The sequence below is a fragment of the Ruegeria sp. AB5 genome (assembly GCF_056542645.1).
Map to the genome: position 1 here is coordinate 66,422 of NZ_JBQGAE010000004.1, position 19,658 is coordinate 86,079.

The 19,658-nt window shown below is 58.9% G+C and carries 18 protein-coding genes; 13 read left to right on the top strand and 5 right to left on the bottom strand.

All coding sequences use genetic code 11. The annotated features are described in order from the left end of the window. Window positions 1-14: 14 nt before the first annotated feature. Window positions 15-476 (bottom strand): Lrp/AsnC family transcriptional regulator, encoded by a 462-nt coding sequence (locus tag ACR0L4_RS09530; RefSeq protein ID WP_480512475.1) that lies wholly within the window; start codon window positions 474-476, stop codon window positions 15-17. Window positions 477-578: 102 nt separating this feature from the next. On the opposite strand from ACR0L4_RS09530, the gene ACR0L4_RS09535 reads away from it, so the two are divergent. From ACR0L4_RS09535 to ACR0L4_RS09550, 4 genes are all read left to right on the top strand, one after another. Further along, entirely contained in the window at window positions 579-1,994 is a 1,416-nt protein-coding gene (locus tag ACR0L4_RS09535; RefSeq protein WP_480512477.1) for an aminotransferase class V-fold PLP-dependent enzyme, read from the top strand. 64 nt (window positions 1,995-2,058) lie between these two features. Then, window positions 2,059-3,144 carry a histidinol-phosphate transaminase gene (gene hisC / locus ACR0L4_RS09540; RefSeq protein WP_480512479.1) on the top strand — a complete coding sequence of 362 codons (1,086 nt, stop codon included), beginning with the start codon at window positions 2,059-2,061 and terminating at the stop codon, window positions 3,142-3,144. Then, window positions 3,141-4,061, top strand: coding sequence for a prephenate/arogenate dehydrogenase family protein (locus ACR0L4_RS09545; RefSeq protein WP_480512481.1), 921 nt, complete (start codon window positions 3,141-3,143; stop codon window positions 4,059-4,061). Before hisC ends, ACR0L4_RS09545 begins: the two co-directional genes overlap by 4 nt. Continuing rightward, on the top strand, window positions 4,058-4,912 hold the full coding sequence (locus ACR0L4_RS09550) for an extensin-like domain-containing protein (protein ID WP_480512483.1): 855 nt from the start codon (window positions 4,058-4,060) through the stop codon (window positions 4,910-4,912). The genes ACR0L4_RS09545 and ACR0L4_RS09550 overlap by 4 nt, the downstream gene beginning before the upstream one ends. Here ACR0L4_RS09550 and ACR0L4_RS09555 read toward each other — a convergent pair. Beyond that, window positions 4,909-5,910: a DUF2125 domain-containing protein gene (locus ACR0L4_RS09555; RefSeq protein WP_480512485.1), complete on the bottom strand. Its 1,002-nt coding sequence runs from the start codon at window positions 5,908-5,910 to the stop codon at window positions 4,909-4,911. The genes ACR0L4_RS09550 and ACR0L4_RS09555 overlap by 4 nt on opposite strands. Window positions 5,911-5,977: 67 nt before the next feature. On the opposite strand from ACR0L4_RS09555, the gene ACR0L4_RS09560 reads away from it, so the two are divergent. The 3 genes from ACR0L4_RS09560 (at window position 5,978) to ACR0L4_RS09570 (ending at window position 9,439) form a co-directional block, all read left to right on the top strand. Continuing rightward, window positions 5,978-6,508, top strand: coding sequence for a gamma-glutamylcyclotransferase (locus tag ACR0L4_RS09560; protein WP_170750341.1), 531 nt, complete (start codon window positions 5,978-5,980; stop codon window positions 6,506-6,508). A gap of 69 nt (window positions 6,509-6,577) precedes the next feature. Beyond that, window positions 6,578-7,756: a biopolymer transporter ExbB gene (locus tag ACR0L4_RS09565; RefSeq protein ID WP_480512487.1), complete on the top strand. Its 1,179-nt coding sequence runs from the start codon at window positions 6,578-6,580 to the stop codon at window positions 7,754-7,756. A 3-nt stretch (window positions 7,757-7,759) separates the two neighbouring features. Further along, complete coding sequence (locus ACR0L4_RS09570) at window positions 7,760-9,439, top strand: peptidoglycan -binding protein (RefSeq protein WP_480512489.1); 1,680 nt, start codon at window positions 7,760-7,762, stop codon at window positions 9,437-9,439. A gap of 3 nt (window positions 9,440-9,442) precedes the next feature. Here the strand turns inward: ACR0L4_RS09570 and ACR0L4_RS09575 are convergent, their stop codons facing one another. The 3 genes from ACR0L4_RS09575 to gloB all read right to left on the bottom strand — a co-directional run bounded on the left by ACR0L4_RS09575 (window position 9,443) and on the right by gloB (window position 13,687). Then, window positions 9,443-10,402 (bottom strand): M23 family metallopeptidase, encoded by a 960-nt coding sequence (locus tag ACR0L4_RS09575; RefSeq protein ID WP_480512491.1) that lies wholly within the window; start codon window positions 10,400-10,402, stop codon window positions 9,443-9,445. Further along, window positions 10,403-12,727 carry an ATP-dependent Clp protease ATP-binding subunit ClpA gene (gene clpA, locus ACR0L4_RS09580; RefSeq protein ID WP_170750345.1) on the bottom strand — a complete coding sequence of 775 codons (2,325 nt, stop codon included), beginning with the start codon at window positions 12,725-12,727 and terminating at the stop codon, window positions 10,403-10,405. Between the two features lie 174 nt (window positions 12,728-12,901). Beyond that, entirely contained in the window at window positions 12,902-13,687 is a 786-nt protein-coding gene (gene gloB, locus ACR0L4_RS09585) for a hydroxyacylglutathione hydrolase (RefSeq protein WP_480512493.1), read from the bottom strand. Window positions 13,688-13,730: 43 nt separating this feature from the next. On the opposite strand from gloB, the gene ACR0L4_RS09590 reads away from it, so the two are divergent. From ACR0L4_RS09590 to ACR0L4_RS09615, 6 genes are all read left to right on the top strand, one after another. Beyond that, the gene (locus ACR0L4_RS09590) at window positions 13,731-14,465 is read left to right on the top strand and encodes a methyltransferase domain-containing protein (RefSeq protein ID WP_480512495.1); all 735 of its coding nucleotides are present in this window, start codon (window positions 13,731-13,733) and stop codon (window positions 14,463-14,465) included. A 310-nt stretch (window positions 14,466-14,775) separates the two neighbouring features. Continuing rightward, window positions 14,776-15,336 carry a F0F1 ATP synthase subunit delta gene (locus ACR0L4_RS09595; protein WP_170750348.1) on the top strand — a complete coding sequence of 187 codons (561 nt, stop codon included), beginning with the start codon at window positions 14,776-14,778 and terminating at the stop codon, window positions 15,334-15,336. Next, the gene (gene atpA, locus ACR0L4_RS09600; RefSeq protein WP_480512497.1) at window positions 15,337-16,875 is read left to right on the top strand and encodes a F0F1 ATP synthase subunit alpha; all 1,539 of its coding nucleotides are present in this window, start codon (window positions 15,337-15,339) and stop codon (window positions 16,873-16,875) included. 15 nt (window positions 16,876-16,890) lie between these two features. Next, a complete protein-coding gene (locus tag ACR0L4_RS09605) occupies window positions 16,891-17,769 on the top strand; it encodes a F0F1 ATP synthase subunit gamma (protein WP_480512499.1) in 879 nt (292 codons plus the stop codon). Between the two features lie 20 nt (window positions 17,770-17,789). Then, window positions 17,790-19,214: a F0F1 ATP synthase subunit beta gene (atpD, locus tag ACR0L4_RS09610; protein ID WP_170750351.1), complete on the top strand. Its 1,425-nt coding sequence runs from the start codon at window positions 17,790-17,792 to the stop codon at window positions 19,212-19,214. A 12-nt stretch (window positions 19,215-19,226) separates the two neighbouring features. Further along, window positions 19,227-19,637, top strand: a complete 411-nt coding sequence (locus tag ACR0L4_RS09615) for a F0F1 ATP synthase subunit epsilon (protein ID WP_170750352.1) — start codon at window positions 19,227-19,229, stop codon at window positions 19,635-19,637. The last annotated feature ends 21 nt before the right edge of the window (window positions 19,638-19,658 follow it).

The window sequence follows — 19,658 nt, forward strand, 5'->3', positions numbered from 1 at the left end:
AGATGAAGAGCGGATCAGAGCGGCAATGGACGCCCTTCGGCGATGGACTCCATGGCGAAATAGGATGTGACGCTGTCCAATTCGACCTTTTCAATCAGGCGCTGGTAGACCTTGTCGTATGAGGCCATATCCTGCGTGACGACTTTGAGTTGATAGTCGTAGTCTCCGCCAATTCGGTGGAAATCCACCACTTCGGGGATAGTCAGAACGTGACGCCGAAAGGCCTGTAGCCAGTCGGCAGAGTGGTGGCGCGTGCGCAGCATGACAAAAACCACGAGGGTCAGGCCCAGTTTCTCACGCGCGATCCGGGCCGTCGAACCGATCAGCACCCCGCTTTCGTTCAGGGCCTTCAGCCGCCGCCAGCAGGCGTTTTGTGACAGGCCGACGCGATCCGCCAGTTCCCGTTGGGACAGTGTGGCGTCTTTCTGCAATTCTTTAAGGATGTGTGTGTCAATATGATCTAACTTTGAAGCCATAGTTAATCATATGACACAAAATCTCCGATTTCTACGCAAAGATTGGTGAAGTTTATGCAGTCCGAATAAATCACATTGGATGGGCAATTAGGAGCCAATGCCATGACCCTGTCCAAGTTTCGCGCGGATCTTTGTTCCACCACTCACAATTCCAACCTGCGCGACGGCTTGATCGGAGAAAATGTTCTGATCCCGGGTCTGCAGGGGGACGTGCCGCTTGTCTACGCGGATTACGTTGCCTCGGGTCGCGCGTTGCGGCAGGTCGAAGACTATGTGGCTCAGAATGTGTTGCCGTTTTACGCCAACAGCCACACCGAGGCCTCCTATTGCGGCTCTTACATGACGCGCCTGCGCCGTGAGGCCCGCGCGGAAATTGCTCGACTTGTTGGTGCAAGGGAAGATGACGCCGTGATCTTCACGGGGTCCGGTGCCACGGCAGGCCTAAACCGGTTGGTCAGTCTGCTTGGGGTGGAAGACGCGGATCAGCCAGTTGTTCTGGTTGGACCCTATGAACACCATTCAAACCTTCTGCCATGGCGGGAAAGCAAAGCATTGGTGGTTGAAATTTCTGAGGCCGACGGTGGTGGGGTCGACCTGCAGGCGCTGAAAGACGCATTGGAGGCCCATGCCGATGCGGATTTGCTGATCGGGTCGTTTTCGGCGGCATCCAATGTCACGGGTATCATCACTGACCCTGATCCGGTGACGCGGATGCTGAAGGCGTACGGAGCGTTGGCGGTTTGGGACTATGCCGGGGGCGGGCCGTATCTGCCGATGGACATGGGACCTGCCGATGCGCCCAAGGATGCCATCGTAGTGTCTCCGCACAAGTTCCCGGGCGGTCCGGGGGCGTCGGGTGTTCTGATATTGAACCAGAGTGTGGTTCAGCGCCGTTGCCCCAGCTGGCCTGGCGGAGGGACCGTGAGTTTCGTTTCGCCCTGGCGTCATGACTACAGCGAAGATTTGTCCACCCGTGAGGAGGCAGGAACCCCGAACGTAATCGGTGATATCCGTGCAGCGCTTGCTTTCATCGTCAAGGATGTCGTGGGTACCGAAGAGATCGCAAGACGCGAGGCGCATTTCAATCAAATGGCGCTGGACGGGTGGAAGGGCAATCCGAACTTGATCCTGCTTGGAATTGAGAATGCGCATCGCCTGCCGATCTTTTCATTCCTCGTGCACGACAACGCGGGGCAACCGGTGCATCAGCAGTTGTTCACAAGGATGCTCAGTGACGTCTACGGCATTCAGGCGCGCGGTGGATGCGCCTGCGCGGGACCGTATGCGCATCGGCTTCTGGGCATCGACCGTGCGGCATCGGAGCAGTTGCACGCCGCGCTGTCCGCAGGTGAGGAAATGAAGAAACCGGGATGGGTGCGCCTGAACTTCTCGTATTTGATGAGCGAGGCAACCGTTCAGTTCATCATCGACAGCGTCAATGACCTGTCCCGACGGACCGAAGAGTTTGCGCCGTATTACCATGCCGATCCGGCGACAGCGCGTTTCAAAGCCGCATGATGGAATTGCTGCTTTTCTCAACCCAGTGAGACAGGTATGAGAGGCCCATTGAACGGAGCCTCTCATGACCAAGATCACCCCTCAACCCGGCATAATGGACATCGCGCTGTATCAGGGCGGTCAGTCGCATGTGGCGGGCGTGGAGCATGTGATCAAGCTCAGTTCGAACGAGAACCCTTTTGGACCCAGCCCCAAGGCGATTGAGGCGGTGCGCGACAGCGCCGCAACCTTGCATCGCTATCCTGGCACCGATCACGCCAGTTTGCGTGCCGCCATTGGCGCACGCCACGGGTTGGACCCGGCGCGGATCATCTGCGGTGTCGGCAGCGACGAGGTGCTGCAATTCGTCGCTCAGGCCTATGCGGGACCAGGGGATGAAGTGGTGTATACAGAACATGGGTTTTCTATGTACCCCATCATCGCGCGCATGGCCGGGGCAACGCCGGTTATGGTGGCCGAGCGTGACCGCAAGGTGGATGTGGATGCCATTCTGGCCGCGGTAACGGACCGCACGCGGATCGTGTTTGTCACCAACCCCGGCAATCCAACCTCAACCATGATCTCGCAACAGGAACTGGAGCGTTTGGCGCAGGGTCTGCCGGATAGCTGTCTGATGGTCATCGATGGGGCTTATGCCGAGTTCGTTGACGGTTTCGACGGCGGTGCGTCTCTGGTGGACGCCCATGAAAACGTGATCATGACCCGGACCTTTTCGAAAGTGTACGGGTTGGGAGGAATGCGTGTTGGTTGGGGCTATGCCGCGCAGTGGATCATTGATGTCCTGAACCGGGTGCGCCAACCTTTCAATCTGTCGCTGACCGCTCTGGCAGCTGCCGAAGCGGCCGTGAACGATTTGGATTTCCTGTCCTTTTGTCAGTCTGAAAACGCCCGCCTGCGGGTTTGGCTGGCGGATGAATTGGCCAAGGTTGGTGTGCCCTCGGACCCGTCCTTCACCAACTTCATCCTCGTGCGTTTCGCCGACAGGGCCGAGGCCGAGGCCTGCGACGACTATCTCAAATCGCAGGGTTTGATTGTGCGCCGCGTTGCAGGCTACAACCTTCCGAACGCCCTCAGGATCACCGTGGGCGATGAAGAGGCCTGTCGCCGTGTTGTCGCGGCCATCACTGCATTCAAAGAGGGCGCCGCATGAGCCAGATTTACGACCGTGTTGCGCTGATCGGGCTGGGTCTGATTGCCTCGTCCATGTTCTGGGCCATTAAGCGCGGGGGTCTTGCGGGCGAAGTTACAGGGTATGCCCGGTCCGCGGCGACCCGGGACACCGCGCGCAGGATCGGCTTGTGCGACCGCGTGTGCGATACCGCGAAAGAGGCCGTCGAGGGCGCGGATCTGATTGTGCTCTGTGTTCCCGTTGGGGCCATGGGCGCAGTCGCGCAGGACATTGCGCCGGTTCTGAAACAGGGCGCGACCGTAACGGATGTGGGCTCGGTCAAACGTCACGTGATCGAGGCCGTGTCGCCGCATATCCCTGAAGGTGTGCATTTCATCCCGGCCCATCCTCTGGCTGGGACCGAGCATTCCGGGCCTGAGGCGGGGTTCGCTGAACTTTACGACAATCGCTGGTGTCTTTTGGTGCCTGTTGAAGGTTCGGACACTGACGCCATCGCGCGCCTGCGGGCTCTGTGGGAGGGGATGGGGTCCAACGTGGATGAGATGGACGCCGATCACCACGATCTGGTGCTGGCGGTGACGTCTCATGCGCCACACCTCATTGCCTACACGATGGTTGGTGTTGCGGATGACCTGCGTCGCGTGACCGACACCGAGGTTATCAAATATTCTGCTGCGGGCTTTCGGGATTTCACCCGGATTGCAGCATCCGATCCGACGATGTGGCGCGATGTGTTCCTGGCCAACAAGGACGCGACACTGGAAATTCTGGGACGCTTTACCGAAGAACTGTTTGCCCTGCAACGGGCCATCCGCACCGGGGACGGAGACCACCTGTTCGACTATTTCACCCGCACGCGGGCGATCCGCCGTGGCATTATCGATGCAGGTCAGGACACTGACGCGCCTGACTTTGGCCGCGGCAAGGCAAGTTCATGAAACAGGTCTGGAGGTATATCCTGTTCCCGATGGCAACGCTTTGGGCCACGGTCGCGCAGGCCTCAGCCCCAGAGCAATCGCTGTTTCCCGTCGCCCGTCCTGATCATGCGCAGGTAAGCGTAGAGATGGTCGCTGTTTCCAGCCGCGCGGCGACACCTCTGAACCTCTTCACTCTGCGTCCCGCGGCGCGACCTGTCTCGCCACAGGTTATTGCCGCTGCCGCGCGCCCTTCGGACCTGCCGTTGCTGGGTCCGGATACATCCCTGATGCCATATCTGCGACCCAAATCTCTGGAAGAGGCGGTGTTGTTCAAAAAGCGCAAGTTGCGCAAAGGCTCTGTTTGCGGCGACATCGCCATTCAGGGCAAGCCGGTCGGCCGCGTGTCGAGCAAGAACAAGTCATGTGGGGTCAAGGATGCGGTTCAGATCACGTCCATTTCAGGCGTGACACTCAGTCGAGCGTCGACAATGGATTGCGGAACCGCCATCGCATTGAACGAATGGGTCGACAAAACCGTCAAGAAGACGTTCAAACGACGCGGACCGGTGGTCCAGTTGCAAGTCGCCGCGCATTATGCGTGCCGGACGCGGAACAATCAAAAGGGTGCGCGTGTTTCGGAACATGGCAAGGGACGGGCCATTGATATCTCGGGCTTTGTCATGGCGGACGGAGAAGTCGTCACCGTCCTGAACGGATGGCGCAAAAATCCGTCGCAGAAGCAACTTAAAAAGGTCTGGCGCGGGGCTTGCGGTCCGTTCGGTACGGTTCTGGGGCCGAATTCAGATCGGTATCACCGCGATCACTTCCATCTGGATACCGCCCGCTACCGAAGCGGCCCCTACTGCCGTTAACGCAGGATCAGACGCGGGGCAGGGCCCAATGGCAGCGGCCCCAGTGCCACGAACCCGTCGCGAAAGTTAAGTTGCAGGTCCAACGCATTCGGGTTCCCTCCCAGACCAGCCAGGAAATTCAGCGCGCGGGTGACCGGATCGACCGCTTGATCGGGCAAAGCCCCCGCCGCATTTGCCATCGCGATCATATCGCGCCAGTTCTCGGCCTTGATCGCAATTTCCCCGGTCGGAATACCCCGCGCGTCGACATCCAACTCACCGGCGGCAAACAGACTGAGTTCTCCCCATTTGATCTCGGCCAGATTCAGGTCGATGGCCACGGGCTGGGGTCGGCTCTCTTCCAGCGCCGTTCGATCCCAGGGCTTGTCGAATGTCGTAAGCATGTCCAGCTCCAGCGTCTCAAGCCTTTGGGGCAAAGACGTCGCTGATTGCATCAAAGCCCGCAGGTCGTCACCCGGAGCGAATCCATCGATTTGCGCGGTGATTGCGTAAGCTTCGGGGGTCGCCGTCTGTTCCATGACAAGACCAAGAGTGTCCCCGCCGGCAAGGGCGTCGCTGTCCTCTGTGATCAGCCAGGCGCCGGCGGTCAACGCCATCTTTTCCAGCACCAGCGCAACACCGGGTTGCAGTTGCAGTTCGGCTTGAAGATCACCCGCCTCAATTGTCGCGGTCTGATCGAAATAGGACAGGCGTTGGGGTGTCTCGGCAAATCGCAGAATTTGCCGCCCGGGCCAGATTGCGGGGCTTTGGAATTCGATCCAATCGGCACTCCAGGCCGTGCCGGTTGCCGGATCGGCCAGTGCCGGGTTGTTCAGCCGGGTGACGTGATGCGTCGGAAAACCTGCCGTTTCAACGTCGGAGAAATCGGCTTGCCACCCGCGCGCTTGCTGAGCGTCAAACCAGCCGGTAATCGCATTGCGCAGGCCATAGCTTGCGACAAACCAATAGGCGCTCCATGCAATGGCGACAAAAATGAACACTCGTATCAGACGGCGCATGAGCATTGGCCCTTTTTCCTGCCTCGGATTTGATGTTTATAGGCCCAAACGGGCAAGGGCCAGCGCAATGACAATGTGGGTTTTCGGATATGGATCGCTGCTGTGGAACCCAGGGTTCCCTGTGGCCCGCAGTGAGCTTGCGACTCTGCACGGTTACGCCCGGTCTTTCTGCATGAGCTCGATCCATCACCGCGGCACCGAGGACAATCCAGGCCTTGTTTTGGCGCTCGACGAGCAACCCGCCGCGCATTGCAAAGGGCTGGCTTTGGCGGTCGAAACCGGGCATGAGGACCGCACTCTGCACGAGTTGCGCGAACGCGAGTTGATCTCGTCAGCCTATGTTGAACGCATGCTGGATGTGCATCTGGGCAATGGCAATGTGGTGAACGCGGTGACCTATGTCATCGACGCGGATCACGTACAGTATTGCGGGGGTATGCCGCTTGAAGAACAGGCCCAGATCATCGCGCACGCGGTCGGAGGGCGCGGACCCAACACAGAATACCTTTACAATACCACCGAGCACCTGGCCGAGATCGGTTTGCAAGATCCCGATCTTGAGTGGTTGTCGCAACGGGTCCGCAGTATCACCGGATAAACCCATGGCATCATCGGCATTATTTGGCTAGATTCAAGCCAGAGCAGAAAAAGACCGGGAACAACGCGCATGGCGCAGGCACAGCAGGGCGCGAGACCGCAATTCTCGCAACCGATCCGTCAGATCGTCTTGATGCTGATTGCAATCGGGTTGTCGGGTCTGGGTGTGTTTCTGGCGCTGCCCTATGTTCTGCCCGTCTTTTTTGCCAACCCGTATTTGAACGGCTTCATCATTTTGGTGTTCATCATCGGGGTGTTCGCCTGTTTCTACCAGGTGGCTCAGCTGATTGGTTCGGTCCGCTGGATTGAGGCGTTTGTGGGCGGGGTTGTGCATGAAGATGCTAGGACCCCACAACTGCTTGCCCCGCTGGCCTCGCTGCTACGGGAACGGGGCGCGCGGTCGCAGATCAGTTCAACCTCGACCCGCTCGATTTTGGACTCGGTCGCGGAACGTGTGGAAGAAGAACGCGAGATCACGCGCTATATCACCAATGTTCTGATCTATCTGGGTCTGTTGGGCACATTCTTTGGCCTCGCCACCACCGTGCCTGCGATCGTGGACACGATCCGCAGCCTGAACCCGCAGGAAGGGGAAGAAGGTCTTGCCGTCTTCAACCGGCTTATGACCGGTCTTGAGGCACAGTTGCAGGGTATGGGCGTGGCCTTTGGCTCTTCGCTGCTGGGTCTGGCCGGGTCGCTGATTGTTGGCCTGCTCGAAGTCTTTGCGGGGCATGGCCAGAACCGGTTCTATCGCGAACTTGAAGAATGGCTGTCGTCCATCACCCGCGTCGGATTTGCATCAAGCGAAGAAGGGGGGGCGGAAATCGCCGTACTGACCCCTGTTCTGGATGCCATGTCCGAGCAGATGAATGCCTTGCAAGATATGTTTGTGGCACAAGAAGCTGAGCGAACAGATGTTTCAAACAAGCTGGGTCAGTTGGTCGACACCATCGGGCAAATGAACCAGCGTCAGGCCGACAACGAAGGCATTTCGGCGGCGCTTGATCGCGTGGCGCTGGCACAGGACGCCTTGCTGGATCATATGCGCGAGCATGGCGCAGGCGAAGGCATCGACGCCGAAAGCCGGATGCGCCTACGGTCAATGGACGTGCAGCTGCTGCGCATTCTGGAAGAGATTTCGGCTGGGCGGCAGGACAGCATGAACGAATTCCGAAAAGATATAGAATTGCTGGTCAAGGCGATGACCCTGCCACGTGGCGCTGTGCGCAAAACGCACGAAGGAGAGTGACCGATGGCTCTGTCCCGTCGCACCGGTCAACGCTTCCAGGGCTCTGTCTGGCCTGGTTTCGTGGATGCGATGACCGGTCTGTTGATGGTTCTGACCTTTGTGCTGACCATCTTCATGGTGGTGCAATTCGTGTTGCGCGAGACGATTTCCGGGCAGGAGGACGAACTGACCGCGTTGGCGGATGAGGTCGCGGCGCTGGCGGGGGCTTTGGGACTGGAAGAGCGTGAAAACAGCCGCTTGCAGGCGCGGCTGGGTGCATTGAACGCGACTTTGACCCAAGCTGAAGACGATTTGGCCCAAGCGCAGGGCCGTATCACCGATTTTGAGGCTCAGGTCGCCGCGTTGCTGGCCGATAAAACGCAAGCGCAAGAAGATATTGCCGCTTTGGAAACACAACGCTCCGAGTTGTTGGGTGAGCGGGACGCGTTGAACCAGGCTTTGGCGCAAAGCCGGGCGGAAATCGATGCACAGACCGAGGCCGCTCGTCTTGCTGCAGCTCGCCGCGAGGCGCTGGAAGCATTGGTTGCAGATCTGGAGCAACGCGGCGAAGAGCGATCTGCAGAAATCGCGCAGTTGCAGCAACAGCTTAGTGATGAAGAGGCCGCGCGCTTGGCCGAAGCGGCTGCTGCTGAGGTCTTGCGAAACCGTCTTCAGGATGCAGATGCCGAACTGACCGCGATGACTCTGGCGCTTGAGGCGCAACGGAAAGAAGCCGAAGACACGCTTACACTGCTTGCAGCAGCACGGGCAGCACAGGCGGAATTGGAACGGCAGTTCGGTGAGGTTAATCCCGAAGAATTGAAGGCACAGTTGCAGGCGGCTTTGGACGCACAAACGCAAGCGCAAGCGGATGCGCTCGAACAGAGGACACTGGCCGAACAACAAGCGGCGCTTTTGGCGCTTGCGCAGGACACATTGTCGAATGAGCAAGCGATTTCAGCCGAAGCGCAGCGTGAGGCGGCGTTGCTGAATCAACAGATCGCTGCGTTGCGGGGGCAATTGGGGTCCTTGCAGGCGTTGTTGGACGACTATGAGGAACGCAATACCGCAGCCGAGATCCAGATTCAGTCTTTGGGACAGGACCTGAACGCAGCCCTGGCGCGGGCAGCGTCCGAGGAACGCCGCCGCCGCCTGCTGGAAGAGGCCGAGCGCCAGCGCCTTGAGGCCGAGGCCGAGGCTCTGGCGGGGCAGAACCAGGAACTCACCGCTCAGGCGGAGGACCTGGAACGATATCGATCAGAGTTTTTCGGCAGGCTGCGGGATGTTCTGGGCGATCAGGAAGGCGTCCGGATCGAGGGCGACCGGTTTGTCTTTTCGTCCGAAGTGCTGTTTCCGACAGGCTCGGCCGTTTTGTCAGCCGAGGGTCGGCAAGAGGTGGCCAAAGTGGCGGACATACTGCGTACGGTCGCCGCCGAAATTCCAGAGGGTCTGAACTGGGTAATCCGGGTGGATGGTCATACCGATAATGTTCCGTTTGCCGGATCAGGCCGGTATCGCGACAATTGGGAATTGAGCCAGGGCCGTTCCCTGTCCGTCGTGCGCTATATGGTGAACGCGCTGGGCATCCCGCCCAACCGGCTGGCCGCCAACGGGTTTGGAGAGTTTCAGCCTGTCAACCCGGCCAACACGCCGGAAGCCCGCGCGCAGAATCGCCGGATCGAGTTGAAGTTGACCGAACGGTAATCCTCAGCGGATCAACAACGACACGGACTTTTGGCTGATAACCTGCCCGTCCCGCTCCATCGACACGATGCCAAGATATGTTCCTCGAGGCCAACTGTCCTGTGTCAGTCGCCTGCCAAATGCACGGTAAAGCTGTGCCTGGGCTTTCTCAAGACTAGCCTCTTCCCGAAACAGATTGCCTTCAGGTCCCGTCACTTCAAGCCGCAGGATATCCCCGGCACGACTGCCAAAAGCATGACCGAATAAAACCAAACCCGCCGCCGTTGCCGGCAGCGTGCTGTTGGCCGCAGATCCGTCCAAGATCGCCTCGTAGCTGGGAACCGTGTCGGCGAATCCTATCGAGATCAGCCCGCCAGGGACGTAGTCTATCGGATTCTGCCAAAGGGTCTGTTCCGAGAGTCCGCATGCAGAAACGCCTTGCGGAACAAATGGATCAACGGACTGGCCGTCCTGTCGCACGGACAGATGCAGATGTGGAAACTGCGTTTTCCCGCTCAGCCCAATCTCGCCAAGCACCGTGCCGGCCTGAACATAAGTTCCCGGCTGGACGCGGAGCGACCCGTTTTTCATATGGCAGTATTGGGTTTCCCACCCGTCTTCGTGTTCGATGACAAGACCGTTTCCGCATTCCCGATTTTCGACAAGATGCGCGGTTTCAGGAGTGTATCGTCTGTCGTCCATCCCATCGCGCACACCACGAACGATTCCTGGGGCGGCTGCCAAAACCGCAACGCCCTGGCGCATTTCGGCCAGTGTCGGCAGCGCAAAGTCAGTTCCTTTGTGCCCGTCATAGCTGAGCAGTCCGCAGTGAAAATCTTGCGTCTCGCTGGACGGAAGGTGGTCAACGTAGTTCTGAATGTGACAGGTTTTGCCCAGTTCACAGTCGACAGGAAGTCGCAAAGAAAAATCGCTCGCCGCCTGTGAGGCAACGAGCGATAGAATTGTGGCAAGCCACCAGCGCATTTAATCCGCAGTCAGTAGCGGAGGCTTGTTCCCCGGAATACGCGGCTGATCCGGACCAAGAATATCCAGATGCAGATCGCCTTTCTTGACCGACACACGGACCACGCCACCTTTGGCCAGTTTGCCGAACAGCAGTTCTTCGGCCAGTGGTTTCTTGATGTGCTCCTGGATCACGCGACCCAGCGGTCGTGCCCCCATCTTGTCGTCATATCCCTTGTCCGCCAGCCACGCGGCGGCTTTGGGAGTCAGATCGATGGTCACACCGCGATCCAGCAACTGTGCTTCAAGCTGCAGAACGAACTTTTCGACCACTTGCAGGATAACCTCTTTCGGTAGCGGCGCGAACGAGATTACGGCATCCAGACGGTTGCGGAATTCCGGTGTAAACATGCGCTCGATTGCGGCGGTGTCTTCGCCCTCGCGACGGTCACGGCCAAACCCGATGGCAGCCTTCGCCTGTTCCTGAGCGCCTGCGTTCGAGGTCATGATCAGCACGACATTGCGGAAATTCACCGTCCGACCGTTGTGATCGGTCAATTCGCCGTGGTCCATCACCTGCAACAGGATGTTGAACACGTCCGGATGGGCTTTCTCAATCTCATCCAGCAGCAGCACGCAATGCGGATGCTGGTCGACCCCATCGGTCAGCAGACCACCTTGATCAAACCCGACATAGCCCGGAGGCGCACCGATCAGACGGCTGACCGCATGTTTCTCCATGTATTCCGACATATCGAAGCGAAGCAGTTCAACACCCAGATTGTCGGCCAGCTGTTTAGCGACCTCGGTCTTGCCCACGCCGGTCGGGCCGGCAAACAGATAGTTGCCGATGGGTTTTTCAGGCTCGCGTAGTCCTGCGCGGGCCAGTTTGATCGCACTGGCAAGCGCCACGATTGCGTCGTCCTGTCCAAACACCACCCGTTTCAGCGAGGCCTCAAGGTCTTTTAGTACCACGGCATCGTCCTTGGTGACGTTCTTCGGCGGAATCCGCGCGATCTTGGCAACGACGGCTTCGATCTCTTTGACGCCGATGGTCTTGCGACGCTTGCTTTCGGCCAACAAATGCTGCGCTGCCCCGGCCTCATCAATGACGTCGATCGCTTTGTCCGGTAGCTTGCGGTCGTTGATATACCGTGCCGACAGTTCGACCGCTGTCTTGATCGCGTCGGCTGTGTATTTGATGGCGTGATGCTCTTCGAAATAGGGCTTCAGGCCGCGCAGGATCTTGACGCTGTCTTCGACCGAAGGCTCGTTCACGTCGATCTTCTGGAACCGACGGCTGAGAGCGCGGTCCTTTTCAAAGTGCTGACGGAATTCCTTGTAGGTGGTCGATCCCATGGTGCGCAGCTTGCCGCCCTGAAGGGCAGGCTTCAGCAGATTGGACGCATCCATCGCGCCGCCGGACGTCGCACCAGCACCGATAACAGTGTGGATCTCGTCAATGAACAGGACAGCATCGGGGTGATCTTCCAGTTCGGTGACAACTGCCTTCAGCCGCTCTTCGAAGTCTCCGCGATAGCGGGTTCCGGCCAGCAGGGCACCCATGTCCAGTGAATAGATCGTGGTTTGCGACAGTACATCCGGTGCTTCGCCCGCGACAATCTTATGTGCCAGACCTTCGGCTATCGCCGTTTTGCCTACACCCGGATCACCCACCAGCAGCGGATTGTTCTTGCGGCGGCGGCAGAGCACCTGAATGCAGCGTTCGACTTCATCGGCGCGACCAATCAATGGGTCCACGTCGCCCGCGCGCGACTTGGCATTCAGGTCCACACAGTACTTGCCCAAGGCGCTTTCTTTTTGTTCGCCGTCACCGGAACTGGACTGGACCTCTTCTTCGACCTGATCGGCGCCCGAGACCGAGCGGCTTTCGCCATAGGCCGGGTCCTTCGCAACTCCGTGCGCGATAAAGTTGACCGCGTCGTAGCGGGTCATGTCCTGTTCCTGCAGGAAATAGGCCGCGTTGCTTTCGCGTTCGGCGAAGATGGCCACCAACACATTGGCTCCGGTCACTTCGGTTCGACCCGAACTTTGAACATGGATCGCCGCACGCTGAATAACGCGTTGGAAAGCCGCCGTTGGTACAGCTTCGGATCCGTCGATATCTGTCACCAGATTCGACAGGTCTTCGTCGATGAACTCGACCAAAGTGCTGCGCAACTCGTCCAGATCGACGCTGCACGCTTTCATGACGCGGATCGCGTCGGGCTCTTCCAACAACGCCAGCAGCAGATGCTCAAGCGTTGCAAATTCGTGTCGCCGCTCATTCGCGGCCGCAAGAGCCGCGTGAATGGCTTGTTCTAGTGTGCTCGAGAATGAAGGCACGCGGGTGCTCCTCTGTCTTGGGTCAGAAGGGGGCAGGCTTTCGGCCGGATCCCCATCCCAACCATGTCCTCATACTATTAGAGTTTGGTTGATCAGCGTCCGGCTTCAAGGGTTTTCTTTCACTTGACAGTCACATTTGTTGTGACCGTGGCCGTGAAGAGGGGCAAATAAGCATCAGAATCTGTCTTTTCTACCCCTGATTTCAGCGAATACGGCCTCGGGGCCTGCGCCTTCCATCCCCAAATGGGCAAGAATCGCCGGATCTTCGGCGCGCAGAAACGGGTTGGTCGCCTTCTCAACGCCCAGTTTTGAAGGCACAGTGGCCTCTCCAGCGGCGCGCGCGCGCTCGACGTCGGCACTGCGCTGCCGCAGTGCAGCATTGTCCGGATCGACTGTTATCGCAAATTTTGCGTTCGACTGCGTGTATTCGTGGCCGGAGCAGACCAGAGTGTCATCCGGCAGAGCCGCGAGTTTGCTCAGAGAGCGCCACATCTGCTCGGGTGTGCCTTCGAACAGGCGGCCACAACCCAGCGCCATCAGGCTGTCAGCGGTGAACACGACGGCGCTGTCTGGCATATAGTATGCAATATGGCCAATTGTGTGGCCTGACACGTCCAGAACCTGAACCGGTTCTCCGGCAAACTCGAACCTGTCGCCATCTGCGACCTGCTGGTCGAGCGGGGGCAGGCGGTGTGCGTCGGCTGCGGCTCCGACCACCTTGGCGGGTTGCCTTTCTAAAATGGCGGCCAGACCATCTACATGATCCCAGTGGTGGTGGGTCAGCAGCACGTGGCCAAGTGTCCATCCCCGCGCGTCAAGTTCAGCCAGAATTGGCCCGGCCTCAGGCGCGTCGATCAACGCAGTTGAGCCGCTTTGAGCGTCATGGGCAAGAAAAGCGTAATTGTCGCTGAGACATGGGATGGTGACGATCTCAAGAGGCATGGCCTTTTGCCCTTTCATTGCTAGACTGCGCCCAGCTAAGCCGATTGACCGGGTGTCCGCAATGCATCTTGATGTGCAGGATCTGAGGAATTTTTACTATCGCAGCACGTTGGGCCGTGCGGCGCAGGCTGCGATCCGTGGGCGTTTGACTGCCCTCTGGCCCGAGGCCAAAGGTCAGACCGTCGCGGGATTCGGATTCGCGGTGCCTTTGCTGCGCCCCTATCTGGCGGATGCGCGGCGGGTGATCGGGTTAATGCCCGGACCCCAGGGTGTGATGCCCTGGCCAGCGGGTCTGCCGAATGTCTCGGTTCTGACCGAGGAAACATTGTGGCCCATCGAAACCGGGCACGTGGACAAACTGGTTGTCATGCACGGGCTGGAGACTTCCGAGCGGCCAAGCCAACTGCTCGAGGAATGCTGGCGTGTGTTGGGGCCGGGCGGAAAAGCCGTGTTCATCGTGCCCAACCGCGCGGGTCTTTGGTCCCGAACGGATCGTACGCCGTTCGGCTTTGGACGACCGTATTCGGCGACACAGCTGGAAAGCCAGCTCAAGGCGCACCATTTCAAACCGGAAGGTCATTGTTCGGCGCTGTATCTACCGCCGTCTTTTCGGCGGTTTTGGTTGAAATCGGGCAGTCTGATCGAAAAAACCGGGCAGCGTCTTCCAACCGTCATGGCGGGCGGAGTGCTCATGGTTGAAGCGACCAAACATATCCGGCCGCCCGGCGGGAGCGTCACGAAAGATGCCGAGCGTCGCCCGATCAAGGCGTTGGATGGCTTGCTGAAGCCTGCATAGGCAAGCGCGTATTCCAAAGACGGTTTGAACAGAAAATTGCGGGAAATAGGTCACAGGAATCGCAAAAACCTACACTTTGGTAACAATTTTACAGCCCCCGACCCGGACAAAAGGGTCGCACCTGGTGTAACCGTTTGAAATCAAAGACTTTGTGGATAACCCGCTGGCCGTGATAATATATTGCTAGGTTGGTTCACCTCTGCTACATCCCCGGTGATTTTGATCCCCGGCCGTTTGGGCGGGGTTTCCTCACGCCCCGGGGTAGCGGCCGCTACACAAAATCGGGGCCCAAAATATCGGAAGGGTGGACGTGTCCGAACCAGCTTCGATTTCCACTGGCATTGCCGAGCGCTATGCCACAGCGATTTTCGAGATCGCGAAAGAGAATAATGACCTCGCAGGTCTGGAAACCGGAATCAACGATCTGGCAGCAGCATTGGGCGACAGCGCCGAACTGCGCGACCTGATCGCCTCGCCTTTGGTTTCGCGCGCTGAACAAGAAGGCGCAATCACCGCAATCGCTGACAAGATGGGTCTGAACGCCATCCTGCGCAACACGCTGGGCCTGATGGCGCAGAAGCGCCGCCTGTTTGTGGTGCCGCAACTGGTGCAGGTTCTGCGCGACATGCTGGCCGACGAGCGTGGCGAAGTGACCGCCGATGTCGCCTCGGCCAAGGCGCTGACCAAGACACAACTGGACAAACTGTCCAAGACGCTGTCCGAGCGTGTGGGCAAAACCGTGACAATCAATGCGACCGTGGATGAAAGCCTCATCGGCGGTCTTGTCGTTAAAGTGGGCTCGAAGATGATCGATAGCTCGATCCGTTCGAAGCTCAACTCCCTACAGAATGCAATGAAAGAGGTCGGATAAATGGGAATCCAAGCTGCAGAGATTTCTGCAATCCTGAAGGACCAGATCAAGAATTTTGGTCAGGAAGCCGAAGTGGCCGAGATCGGCCGCGTGCTGAGCGTCGGTGACGGGATTGCCCGTGTATACGGTCTGGACAATGTACAAGCCGGTGAGATGGTCGAATTCCCCGGTGGAATCATGGGCATGGCGCTGAACCTGGAAAGTGACAACGTCGGTGTCGTTATCTTCGGTTCTGACCGTGACATCAAAGAAGGTGACACTGTTAAGCGCACCAACTCGATCGTGGACGTTCCGATCGGTGACGAGCTGCTGGGCCGTGTTGTTGACGGTCTGGGCAACCCGCTGGACGGCAAAGGCCCGATCAACGCAACCAAGCGTGGCGTTGCCGACGTCAAAGCCCCGGGTATCATCCCACGTAAATCGGTTCACGAGCCGATGGCGACCGGCCTGAAATCGGTTGACGCGATGATCCCGATTGGCCGTGGTCAGCGGGAACTGATCATTGGCGACCGTCAGACCGGTAAAACTGCTGTTGCTCTGGACGCGATCCTGAACCAGAAAACCTACAACGAGGCAGCCGGCGACGACGAGTCGAAAAAGCTGTACTGCGTTTATGTTGCCATCGGTCAAAAGCGTTCGACCGTTGCGCAGCTGGTGAAGAAACTGGAAGAGTCCGGCGCGATTGACTACTCGATCGTTGTGGCCGCAACCGCGTCCGACCCGGCGCCGATGCAGTTCCTGGCACCCTACGCCGCAACTGCGATGGCCGAATACTTCCGTGACAATGGCCGTCACGCGCTGATCATCTATGATGACCTGTCGAAACAGGCTGTGTCCTATCGTCAGATGTCGCTGCTGCTGCGCCGTCCGCCCGGACGTGAAGCCTATCCTGGTGACGTTTTCTATCTCCACTCGCGCCTGCTGGAGCGTTCGGCGAAGCTGAACGAAGACTTTGGCGCGGGCTCGCTGACGGCTCTGCCGGTTATCGAAACCCAGGGTGGTGACGTTTCGGCGTTTATTCCGACCAACGTGATCTCGATCACCGACGGTCAGATCTTCCTTGAAACCGAACTGTTCTATCAGGGCATCCGTCCTGCTGTGAACACCGGTCTGTCGGTTTCGCGTGTGGGCTCGTCCGCCCAGACCAACTCGATGAAGTCGGTTGCCGGCCCGGTGAAACTGGAACTGGCGCAGTACCGCGAAATGGCGGCCTTTGCGCAGTTCGGCTCTGACCTCGATGCCGCAACTCAGCAGCTGCTGAACCGTGGTGCGCGCCTGACCGAGCTGATGAAACAGCCGCAATACTCGCCGCTGACCAACGCCGAGATCGTTTGCGTCATCTTCGCCGGCACCAACGGTTACCTCGACAAGATCGACGTAGCGGATGTTGGCCGTTACGAGGCTGGCCTGCTGGCGCATCTGCGTGGCAAACACGCGGACCTTCTTCAGTGGATCACCGACGAAGATCCCAAGATCAAGGGCGACGCGTCCGACAAGATCAAGGCTGCGATTGACGAATACGCCGCAACCTTCGCTTAAGGGAGAGGCGGGCATATGCCAAATCTTAAGGACCTTAAAAACAGGATCGAGTCGGTCAAATCGACCCGCAAGATCACCAAGGCCATGCAGATGGTCGCGGCCGCAAAACTGCGCCGCGCCCAGGAATCTGCCGAAGCCTCACGCCCTTACGCCGAACGGTTCAATGCCGTGATGGCGGGGTTGGCGGCATCGGTCGGGGGCAGCGACAGCGCCCCCAAGCTGCTCCGTGGTACGGGCAGTGATGATGTCCATTTGCTGGTTGTGATGACGGCTGAACGCGGCCTGTGCGGCGGCTTCAACTCGAACATCGCCAAGCTGGCCCGCCAAAAGGCGGACGAGCTGCGCGGCAGGGGCAAGACGGTCAAGGTTCTGACCGTCGGCAAGAAAGGCCGCGACGCGCTGAAGCGTGACTTTGGCGATCTGTTCGTTGGGCATGTCGACCTGAGCGAAGTCAAGCGTCTGGGCTATACCAACGCGCAGGACATCGCAAAGGACGTCCTGTCTCGCTTTGACGGGGGTGAGTTCGATGTTGCCACGATCTTCTATTCGAAGTTCGTCAACGTCGTGACCCAGATCCCGACGGCACAACAGGTCATCCCCGCCTCATTCGAAGATGACGCGACGGGTGACGAAAGCGGTGCCATTTTCGACTATGAGCCCAGCGAAGAGGCCATCCTGGCCGACCTGCTGCCCAAGGGGGTTGCGACCGCGATCTTCTCGGCTCTGCTCGAAAACGGAGCGTCCGAACAGGGTGCACGGATGTCTGCAATGGACAACGCGACACGCAACGCGGGTGAAATGATCGACAAGCTGACGATCCAGTTCAACCGCTCGCGTCAGGCCGTGATCACCAACGAGCTGATTGAAATTATTTCCGGCGCCGAAGCGCTGTAGAGACAAACCGGAGACGAAACATGGCGAATGCAAAAGGCAAAGTCACACAGATCATCGGGGCCGTCGTCGACGTGCATTTCGATGACGCACTGCCTGAAATTCTGAACGCGCTGGAAACCGAAAACAACGGCAAGCGCCTGGTACTGGAAGTTGCTCAGCACTTGGGTGAAAACACGGTCCGCACCATCGCGATGGACGCGACCGAAGGTCTGGTCCGCGGTGCGGAAGTCACTGACATGGGCGCACCGATCTCGGTTCCCGTCGGGAACGCCACTCTGGGCCGCATCCTGAATGTTGTGGGTGAGCCCATCGACGAAAAGGGTCCGGTTGAAGCAACCGAATCCCGCGCGATCCACCAGCCCGCACCGACCTTCGCGGAACAGTCGACCGAATCCGAAGTTCTGGTGACCGGCATCAAGGTTGTTGACCTGTTGGCCCCCTACGCCAAAGGCGGTAAAATTGGCCTGTTCGGCGGCGCCGGCGTTGGTAAAACCGTTCTGATCATGGAACTGATCAACAACATCGCAAAAGTGCACTCGGGCTTTTCGGTGTTTGCGGGTGTTGGTGAACGGACCCGTGAAGGGAACGACCTGTACCACGAGATGATCGAATCGAACGTGATCAAGCCCGACAATCTGTCAGAATCGCAGGTTGCTCTGGTTTACGGTCAGATGAACGAACCTCCCGGAGCGCGTGCGCGTGTTGCTCTGACCGGTCTGACCCTGGCCGAGCAGTTCCGTGACCAGTCCGGGACCGACGTTCTGTTCTTCGTCGACAACATCTTCCGCTTTACGCAGGCGGGTTCCGAGGTTTCGGCTCTGCTGGGTCGTATTCCTTCGGCGGTGGGCTACCAGCCAACACTGGCCACCGACATGGGCGCCCTGCAGGAACGCATCACCTCGACCAAGTCGGGCTCGATCACCTCGGTTCAGGCGATCTACGTGCCTGCGGATGACCTTACCGACCCTGCGCCTGCGACCTCGTTTGCGCACCTCGACGCGACCACCGTTCTGAACCGTGCGATCTCGGAAAAGGGTATCTACCCGGCCGTTGACCCGCTCGACTCGACCTCGCGTCTGCTCGATCCGGCCATCGTTGGTGAAGAGCACTATAAGGTTGCGACCGACGTTCAGCAGATCCTTCAGCGTTACAAGTCGCTGCAGGACATCATCGCCATCCTCGGCATGGACGAACTGTCGGAAGAGGACAAGCTGACCGTGGCCCGTGCCCGTAAGATCGAACGCTTCCTGTCGCAGCCGTTCGACGTGGCCGAAGTCTTCACCGGGTCGCCTGGCGTTCAGGTTGCCCTGGATGTTACCATCTCGTCGTTCAAGGCCGTTGTGGCTGGCGAATACGATCACCTGCCCGAAGCGGCCTTCCTGATGGTTGGCGGCATCGACGACGTGATCGCAAAAGCGGAGAAGATGGCCGCAGAAGCCGCCTAAGGAGCACACCTGATGGCAAACACGATGCAATTCGACCTCGTCAGCCCCGAGCGGAGCCTTGCTTCGCTTGAGGCCACCGCGGTCCAGATTCCCGGCGCGGACGGGGATATGACGGCGATGCCCGATCATGCCCCTACCATCACCACGCTGCGCCCCGGTCTGCTGAAGGTTGAGGCACCCCAAGGGTCCAGCGAATACCTGGTCACCGGCGGGTTTGCCCAGATCAACGGCGACAGCCTGTCGGTTCTGGCAGAAAAGGCGATTCCCGTGGCGGAAGTTACCCGCTCGCACCTGGATGAAATGATCTCCGAGGCACGCGCGTCGCATGAGGCCGCAAAGGAAGGCGAGGATCAGTCTATCGTTGACGATGCCGCCAAGCTTTTGGCCGACATGGAAGCGCTTGGGACGCATATGAGCCTGTAACCGGCTCCTCAAACAAAGCCA

Coding starts and splice junctions, on each gene's coding strand:
- ACR0L4_RS09530 (WP_480512475.1), bottom strand. CDS start 476: ATGGCTTCAAAGTTAGATCATATTGACACACACATCCTTAAAGAATTG.
- ACR0L4_RS09535 (WP_480512477.1), top strand. CDS start 579: ATGACCCTGTCCAAGTTTCGCGCGGATCTTTGTTCCACCACTCACAAT.
- hisC (WP_480512479.1), top strand. CDS start 2,059: ATGACCAAGATCACCCCTCAACCCGGCATAATGGACATCGCGCTGTAT.
- ACR0L4_RS09545 (WP_480512481.1), top strand. CDS start 3,141: ATGAGCCAGATTTACGACCGTGTTGCGCTGATCGGGCTGGGTCTGATT.
- ACR0L4_RS09550 (WP_480512483.1), top strand. CDS start 4,058: ATGAAACAGGTCTGGAGGTATATCCTGTTCCCGATGGCAACGCTTTGG.
- ACR0L4_RS09555 (WP_480512485.1), bottom strand. CDS start 5,910: ATGCGCCGTCTGATACGAGTGTTCATTTTTGTCGCCATTGCATGGAGC.
- ACR0L4_RS09560 (WP_170750341.1), top strand. CDS start 5,978: ATGACAATGTGGGTTTTCGGATATGGATCGCTGCTGTGGAACCCAGGG.
- ACR0L4_RS09565 (WP_480512487.1), top strand. CDS start 6,578: ATGGCGCAGGCACAGCAGGGCGCGAGACCGCAATTCTCGCAACCGATC.
- ACR0L4_RS09570 (WP_480512489.1), top strand. CDS start 7,760: ATGGCTCTGTCCCGTCGCACCGGTCAACGCTTCCAGGGCTCTGTCTGG.
- ACR0L4_RS09575 (WP_480512491.1), bottom strand. CDS start 10,402: ATGCGCTGGTGGCTTGCCACAATTCTATCGCTCGTTGCCTCACAGGCG.
- gloB (WP_480512493.1), bottom strand. CDS start 13,687: ATGAAAGGGCAAAAGGCCATGCCTCTTGAGATCGTCACCATCCCATGT.
- ACR0L4_RS09590 (WP_480512495.1), top strand. CDS start 13,731: ATGCATCTTGATGTGCAGGATCTGAGGAATTTTTACTATCGCAGCACG.
- atpA (WP_480512497.1), top strand. CDS start 15,337: ATGGGAATCCAAGCTGCAGAGATTTCTGCAATCCTGAAGGACCAGATC.
- ACR0L4_RS09605 (WP_480512499.1), top strand. CDS start 16,891: ATGCCAAATCTTAAGGACCTTAAAAACAGGATCGAGTCGGTCAAATCG.
- atpD (WP_170750351.1), top strand. CDS start 17,790: ATGGCGAATGCAAAAGGCAAAGTCACACAGATCATCGGGGCCGTCGTC.
- ACR0L4_RS09615 (WP_170750352.1), top strand. CDS start 19,227: ATGGCAAACACGATGCAATTCGACCTCGTCAGCCCCGAGCGGAGCCTT.